Below are 6,864 nucleotides of genomic sequence, written 5' to 3'. Positions count from 1 at the left end.
GACGTCCGGACCGCAATGGGATTGGGGAGCTGAAACCGGCGCCTCCCCCGACCTGTAGTGATTGCCACGAGCGTGGTGTCGAGCCGAGAATCGGCGGGTCAGAGGTCCGGGCCGAGTACCTGCCTTACTTGTGGCGCGGAGCTCGGTCCGGTCGCATCGGGAGCGTAAGGGTCAGGGCTGAGGTGGCCCCCACCGCCTTCTGTTCCTCGGTGCTCCAGGTACGAATCAGACCAGCTGGTGCCGTCGACTTTCGCGATTGCCCACGGCATGACGGAGTCGGGGTCGGGCAGGGGGGTCCGTGCGAGCGCGGCTTGATGGAGCTCGACGGCGAGCTGATCGTGTGTGTGACTGTTGTCGCCACGCCAGCGACTGTTTTTCACCTCCAGTGGAAGGTGCGAAAGCCCGCGCTCAGCGACCAAATCCTCGACTGTCGACTTGACCTTCAGCACGTACTCTTCCTCGAGGTCCATCCATCGATGCTCGACGGCCGATTGAAGCTCGACGCTCCGGGTCAATGCTCGGGAGTGGGGATCCTCTGTATTCCGGCTTCGCCCAATGATCGCGGTTTCGAGGGCGTGGCGCCTATCCATTAGCTCTTCAGCGCCGTCGTCGACCGATGGAAGCGATGCGAGCCGGGAATTGATCGACTTCAGCTCCTCACGCTCATAATCGTTAGCTGACGCGGAGATTAAACTCTGACGATTTTCGCTCACCTGCTTGGCGAGGCGGTCCGCGTCTTGGTAGTGACGTTCAACCAGGCCTGATTCGCGGAACTTCTCGTATGCGTCGACATAGATGTGGATGGGCTCAGTGCGCCATCGCAGCAGCTCGTCGGTATTGGTGCCTGTTAAGTTGGTGATGATATCGCGCAGGGATGCGGCAGTCGGAGAGTCCTGGTTGGGAAGCAGTTGATCGACGCTGCCGACGTTCGCTGCTACGGTGGCCAGGATCTCGACCATGTCATAGGTGAAGTCCGGTGTATGCCTTGCGAGTGCGGTCAGAGCCTTTATGGCATCTTTGGTGTTACCGCCGGAGCCCTCGTCCGCCTGGTCGCCAGCGACGTCGAACAGCCGCGGGGGGGCGGGTACCGGTGTCGCCTCGAGAGCGAAATCATGGAGGGCGACTAACAGCGGATCATGGTCATGCCCCGCCTGTGCCGAGTAGGGGCCGACGATCTCGACGAACCGGTCGACTCCGTGGTCGGCAAGAGCAAGTCGTACCGTCTTGGCGAACGCGCTCGTGTACTCGCCCTCGACGCCTTTCCAACTTGCAAAGACCTCCTCCTCCATGAATTGGCTTCGCTCCCAGGCCTCCGCATAAGGCCAGAACTCCGAGTTCTCCGCCCGTTCAATAATCTGCTTAATTGTCACGTCGAAGAGGTGGCCGATCTGACTATGGTTGAGCGGACCGTATTCGTCCTCCGGCGGGTCGAATATGACGTAGTCCGGATCCTGAAACAAGGCCTTTTCTGACTCGGTGGCGACTGCATCTACGAGCGCTCGCCAAGCCTCTCGGCTTCCGCAACTGGCGAGGTCGTCTTCTCGCCGATCCAGCAGACCCGCCTGGTCGAAAACAGATTGAACGTCGAGAGTGATTCTGAACGGAGCCAGCGGGTCGCGGCCCCGCAGCATGGCGTTGAGGTCGGGGACGGGTCGGGAATTGCTGTTCATCTTTGCCTCCGGTGAAGTCATTGCTCCGCCTCTGGTGCGGTCTCGGGTGTGGGGATGACGTTTTCGGCGACTTCGGGCGCAGGAGAGATGGACACGGAGTGGGCAATGAGTTCAGCCGGCGCGACCGTGGCCACGCCGGTGTCGATCAGCCCGTTCGCGACCGTCTGAGAAGCCCCTGTCGCTGCGAGCTCCGCGGAGAGCTGTTCGGGGCTCAGCCCGACGTGGCGGTCACCGGTCAGTGCGCTGACATCGGCATCGGTCAGATCGGGGTGATCGGTGACCGCGGCGTCAATGACGTGCTCCAGATCGGAGTCGGTGATCTCGAAAGTGGCGGCGGCGATGAGGGCGAGCGTGAGAAAGTCCGGGGTCGGCCCGCCTTGTTGGCGTGCTTGCCGCACCGCGTCGTCGCGTTCCCGCTCGGCTCGGCCGAGGTCGAGCTCGGCCTGCCGGCGGGTCTGTTCTGCGGCCTCAATCAACCGGCGGCGCTCGAACTCTGCGGCGATGATCTCGCGTCGAGCGGCGGCGACCTCCTCGGACACTCCGGTGTCCGCTCGGGCAGCTTCGACGACCAGCCGGCCCACCGTGCATTGGCGGGCGCTGTGCGAGCCGACGGATCGGGTTCGGGCTGGCTGTTGCGGCGTGGCCGCAGCGCCCAGCCGGGCGTTCCGGACCAGGGCGGCGACTACGTGGTCGCTGGGGTGCGGACTCATTTCGGCGCTCCTTCAACTGGCTCTGACTTCAGGGGCTTGCTGGGCTGGTGCGAGGTCTGACAGGCGTACATCGGGGACCGCTCCCCCATCAGCAGGGCCATATGGTGATCGCCGACCGTGCGCAGGAACACCTCATCGCACGTTGCGGGGTCCCGAACCGCCAGAGCTTCGTAGGCTTGCCACATCGCCCTGACCCGAAACCGGGCCGAGCGGTGATCCCACCAGCGAGCGCACCACCCTTTGCCCTGACTCATCCCGCCGGCCTCGTACGCGATCCGCAGGTAGTCATCGAAGAACGCGAACTCGTCTGAGAATCGCAGTGGCCGCGGTAACCCGAGCTCGTCGTGGGCGAACGTCTCCACGTCTTTCTCGATGGTGCGGGCCAGGTAGTCACCGAGCCCTGGAGTTGCCAGCGCGTCCTTGACGGCTGCCGGAAGGGCCTCCGTCGCGACTTCGCCAAGCAGCGGGCCGAACGCCTCAACGATTCTCTTGTCGAACAGGTGGCTCATGCTGCGGCCTCTTCGGTCTTCTCAGGGGCGGAGGGAAGGTCCTGGTGGTCCCACCGGACCATCCGGGCCAGGATCGGGCGCCGGCCGGTGGCCAGGACGATCATCCGACCGAACGGCAGGGCGGCCAGCTCAGCGGCGGTGATGGTCTGCTTCTCGACCGTCTGGGTCGACACGGACCGCCCGCGATCGCCGCCGCCGCTGGAGATGGAGCGTTGCTGTTCGGTGTGGGTGCCGATGAGATGGGCCAGCTCGTCGAGGAACCGGTAGTCCTTGTGGCCGGGGCCGATGACGACGATCGCGGCGGCAGACCACAGCTTCTTCATGCCCTGCTCGCCCCACACTTCCACGCCCTGGGCGTAGGACTGGAGCACGGTCGAGCAGATGATGCCTCGGGAGCCGAAGGTCGAGTAGTAGTCGGGCAGCCTGGGCCACCGCACGATGTTGGCGATCTCGTCCAGGGCGGCGGTCACCGGCACCGGAAGACGCGAACCGGGGCAGGTGTCGGCCCGGTCGACCAGGGCCTTGAACACCGCGACGGTCAGGATGGACGTCACCGGCCGGCCGATCGGGTTCTCCTCGTCGGAGACCAGATACAGCGTGTCGGCCTCAGAGTTTGCGAAGGCGACCGGATCGAAACGCTGGGCGCCGGCCTGGGGGGTCAGCCACCGCACGATCTGCCTGCGTCCCAGGCAGGAGATCATGTTCTTGGCCGCGGAGAACACGTTGGAGCGGGTGCGGGGCTCGGCGTTGTACTTGCTGGCCAGGTCCGCAGCCTGCGGCTTCCACTGACTGTCGGCCAGGATGTCGACTGGGGTGGCGTCTTCGAGATTGGAGACCCATCCGTAGACATCGGTGATGGGACGGTTCTTCATCGCCGCTGCCAGGAACAGCGAGGCGAGCAGGTCCACGGCCTGGGAGTAGAAGTACGCGTTGGGGTCGCTGCCGGCCTCCCCGCGGGCGGTGGCGGCGTTGAAGATCTCGGCGAGCTCCTCGGCGTTGCCGTCCCACCACTGGTCGCGGCGCACGAAGTCCAGCGGGTCGAAGTACCACTTGGAGGTGTCCAGCCCGACCGCCTTGTCCTGCGGGTCGAGCACCCAGACGCGGCCGACCTGCTGACGGAACGGCATCGTGGCTTCGATGACGTCGCGCTTGCACGAGGTGGAGATGCAGATTCCCGGTGCGCGGCGGATCATCGGAATGATGCGGCTGGAGGTCTTTCCCTGGCGGGGACCCCACAGATCCAGATGCAGGTCTTCCCACCCGCCCCAGAGATCTTGGCCGGTAGCGACCTCCTTGCCGATGTACACCCCCGGGGTCTGGGTGGTGTCGCCTCGCTCGCGGTTGGCGCGGACCACGCTCTTGGCCGACAGTGACTTCACGTCAGCGCGGCCCGCCAGGTGCTTGGTGATCCCATCGACGCGAGTCCTGCGGCCCTGCCGACGCCCGACGAGCGCCGCCACCACGGCCACGAGCACAACGGCGATCACCACCAGGGCCACGGCGACGACCGTGGCGCCGGTGGTCCACTGCACCTGCCCCTGGGCCAGGTCGATCACCGCCACCGCGGGGTTACCGGGAACCTCCTGACCGGTGGGGGCGATGGATTCGCCGAGGGTGATACTGCCCCACACCGCGATCACCGCGGCCGCCACCACGCCCATCATGACCAGCGCGATCGTGGGTCCGGGCTCGCGGGTCTGGGACGTTCGTGCCAGGTCCTTACCTGCCATAGTTGCCTCCCTGGTGTGATGTGCGCGGTTACTCGCCCACAGATCGGTATTGGTAGCTGGCGACCTTCCACGTCTCGCCGGTGCGCTTGAGCTCGACGGTCGCGGTGATGCGCTCGAGCGGGGTCGTTGCTCCGTCGGGGTGCAGCACTTTCTGCTGCACCGTGACCAGGCGCCGAGCTTCGCTCGCGTCCTGCGGGACGGGGTCCTGATATCCGGCCAGGCTTGCGGCGCCGATCACGCGGTCACCCGAGCGCGCCCATGCCGACCACTGCCCAGGGGCAGGATCTGGGTCCGGGCGGGTGGTGGCCGCGTCCGCCATCTGGCCGGTGAGCTGGCCGGAGATCGCGTGCATCGCATCCCACGGGGACTGCTGCTGCGCGGGGGTCCACGTGTGAATCCCTGCCATCACCGCCACCGCCACTTCGTCGGCGGTCGTGATCGGGTCGATGTGCACGTGCGCATCGGTTCCCGGTTCATCATCGCGGCCAAGCGTCAGAGCCATCGCGACGGCGGCGACCACTACCGCCACCACCGCCGCGGCGACCACGGCTACGCCTTTGGTGTTCATCGCTGTCTCCTACTCGTCGGCGGTGCTCATGCGGCAGCGAACCTCGCGGCCTCTTGCGGCACGATGACCACGTACTTTTGCGTCTCGGCATACGGCGGTACCCCGCCGAACTGCTGCACGGCGCCGGGGCCGGCGTTATAGCCGGCCAGCATCAACGCCTGCGGGTCGCCACTGAGCTCGCCCGAGGCGATGCCCTCTCGCTGGCCCTCGGCGATCTCGCACAGGTAGCGGGCGGCGGCCATCGTCGCGTCCGCCGGGTCCGACGGAGAACCCGAGCCGGGAGGTCCGGCGATCTGGCCGTTGTCGTCGACCTTGGCGCCCTTGGCCGCCCACGTGCCGGGCATGAACTGCCCGTACCCTTGCGCTCCGGCCGTCGAGACTGCCGTGGCCTGGAAGCCGGCTGATTCGTGGTACAGCAGCCCGGCCAGCAGCGGAGAGTCGACCTCGCGGCAGACCTGGCCTCCCAGGTCGATCCACTTGCGCAGTTCGGCGGGGATCTCGCCCGCGTTCAGGCTGCGATGCCCGAAGTCCGGGGCGCAGTCGTCGCCCCCGGCGGCGCCGGTGGTCTCGGAGTCATCGTCGGCACCGTCGGTGGGGGCGGCGCCGTAGCGCTGGTTCGGGGTGGGCTTTCCGCCGCCGGCGACGGTGACGTGCACGTGGTCGAAATGGTTCTGGGTCGGGTCGCCCCGGTCCTCCATCTGGTTGGGCTGCCCGGTGGCGGGGATGTACTGCTGCCGCCAGATCAGGTACTCGATGTTGAAGAATTCGCGGTGCGTCAGCAGGTAGTTCTTGATGCGATTGCCCAGCTCGCGGCCCTCGCTCGAGGAGTAGTCCGGGATCATGATGTCCACGGCGCGGCCCGACGGGTGATCGGGGTAGGCATCAACAGGCCGCCACCCGCCGATGGTCTTCACGTCGGGAAAGCGCTGCGCCACGGCCCGGGCCACCCGGATCGAGTCGACCTGCAAGTTCTCCTTGGAGGCGATCTTGTCCGAATCGGGCATCTCCCCACTCGAGGGCGGAGACGGCTGACGGGAGGTCGTTGACTCGTCGGTGGGCGGCTCACTGCCTCCCGAGCCCGGGTTCGCCGCTCGGTCGAGCCACGGCTGCGGATCGGTCTCGCTCCCACCGGTCAGGCGCCCGCCCTGCCACACCTCGAAGTGCAGGTGGGCGCCGGTGGACTGGCCGTTGTTGCCGACCTCACCGATGTGCTGTCCTGCGGCAACGGTGTCGCCCACCTGCACGGCCACTCCGTCGTCCCACATATGGCCGTAGACGGTCGAGTAGGGCTGACCGTCGATGGTGTGGTCGATGACGATCCAGTTGCCGAACCCGCTGGCGGGGCCGGCGGCGGTCACCACGCCTGGGGCCATCGCGTACATGGGCGTGCCGCCTGAGGCGGCCAGGTCGATGCCTCGGTGGCCGGGCCGGTCTGCGCTCTTGTAGGTCGAGGACACGACGTAATCGCCTTCGGCGATCGGCAGGCTGAGCTCGCCGGCGGGCACTCCCCCGCCGCCGGTTATGGCCCCGTTCGGGCGGCACCGATCGTCGCTGCCGTCTCCGAGGATCACCACGACCACCAGCGACAGCAGGATGATCCCGATGACGATGCCCACGACGAGCTTGGCCGACCGCATCCGTCTACAGCCCTAGCCCCGCTGATTCACGGGCCGGTGT

At 66.7% G+C, this 6,864-nt stretch carries 6 protein-coding genes; all 6 read right to left on the bottom strand.

The annotated features are described in order from the left end of the window. Nucleotides 1–98 precede the first annotated feature (98 nt). The 6 genes from HMPREF3086_RS02160 to HMPREF3086_RS02135 are packed head-to-tail and all read right to left on the bottom strand — an operon-like array spanning nt 99 to nt 6,824. Nucleotides 99–1,691: a hypothetical protein gene (locus HMPREF3086_RS02160; protein ID WP_141763952.1), complete on the bottom strand. Its 1,593-nt coding sequence runs from the start codon at nt 1,689–1,691 to the stop codon at nt 99–101. Further along, entirely contained in the window at nt 1,688–2,380 is a 693-nt protein-coding gene (locus tag HMPREF3086_RS02155; RefSeq protein ID WP_131886299.1) for a hypothetical protein, read from the bottom strand. Before HMPREF3086_RS02155 ends, HMPREF3086_RS02160 begins: the two co-directional genes overlap by 4 nt. Then, nucleotides 2,377–2,889 carry a DUF4913 domain-containing protein gene (locus tag HMPREF3086_RS02150; protein ID WP_061229520.1) on the bottom strand — a complete coding sequence of 171 codons (513 nt, stop codon included), beginning with the start codon at nt 2,887–2,889 and terminating at the stop codon, nt 2,377–2,379. The genes HMPREF3086_RS02155 and HMPREF3086_RS02150 overlap by 4 nt, the downstream gene beginning before the upstream one ends. After that, nucleotides 2,886–4,619, bottom strand: a complete 1,734-nt coding sequence (locus tag HMPREF3086_RS02145) for a type IV secretory system conjugative DNA transfer family protein (RefSeq protein WP_070719928.1) — start codon at nt 4,617–4,619, stop codon at nt 2,886–2,888. Before HMPREF3086_RS02145 ends, HMPREF3086_RS02150 begins: the two co-directional genes overlap by 4 nt. Nucleotides 4,620–4,647: 28 nt before the next feature. After that, a complete protein-coding gene (locus HMPREF3086_RS02140; RefSeq protein ID WP_243699771.1) occupies nt 4,648–5,187 on the bottom strand; it encodes a hypothetical protein in 540 nt (179 codons plus the stop codon). A 26-nt stretch (nt 5,188–5,213) separates the two neighbouring features. Beyond that, nucleotides 5,214–6,824 (bottom strand): VldE C-terminal domain-containing protein, encoded by a 1,611-nt coding sequence (locus HMPREF3086_RS02135; RefSeq protein ID WP_070719927.1) that lies wholly within the window; start codon nt 6,822–6,824, stop codon nt 5,214–5,216. Between the last annotated feature and the right edge of the window lie 40 nt (nt 6,825–6,864).

It is taken from the genome of Dietzia sp. HMSC21D01 (assembly GCF_001815995.1).
In the GTDB taxonomy this organism is placed as follows: Bacteria; Actinomycetota; Actinomycetes; order Mycobacteriales; family Mycobacteriaceae; genus Dietzia; species Dietzia cinnamea.
Note: the sequence above shows the minus strand (reverse complement) of the source record. Positions and strands in the feature narration are given on the sequence as shown.

What these genes read in the sequence shown, in the direction of transcription:
- HMPREF3086_RS02160 (WP_141763952.1), bottom strand. Translation starts at nt 1,691, where the DNA reads ATGACTTCACCGGAGGCAAAGATGAACAGCAATTCCCGACCCGTCCCC.
- HMPREF3086_RS02155 (WP_131886299.1), bottom strand. Translation starts at nt 2,380, where the DNA reads ATGAGTCCGCACCCCAGCGACCACGTAGTCGCCGCCCTGGTCCGGAAC.
- HMPREF3086_RS02150 (WP_061229520.1), bottom strand. Translation starts at nt 2,889, where the DNA reads ATGAGCCACCTGTTCGACAAGAGAATCGTTGAGGCGTTCGGCCCGCTG.
- HMPREF3086_RS02145 (WP_070719928.1), bottom strand. Translation starts at nt 4,619, where the DNA reads ATGGCAGGTAAGGACCTGGCACGAACGTCCCAGACCCGCGAGCCCGGA.
- HMPREF3086_RS02140 (WP_243699771.1), bottom strand. Translation starts at nt 5,187, where the DNA reads ATGAACACCAAAGGCGTAGCCGTGGTCGCCGCGGCGGTGGTGGCGGTA.
- HMPREF3086_RS02135 (WP_070719927.1), bottom strand. Translation starts at nt 6,824, where the DNA reads ATGCGGTCGGCCAAGCTCGTCGTGGGCATCGTCATCGGGATCATCCTG.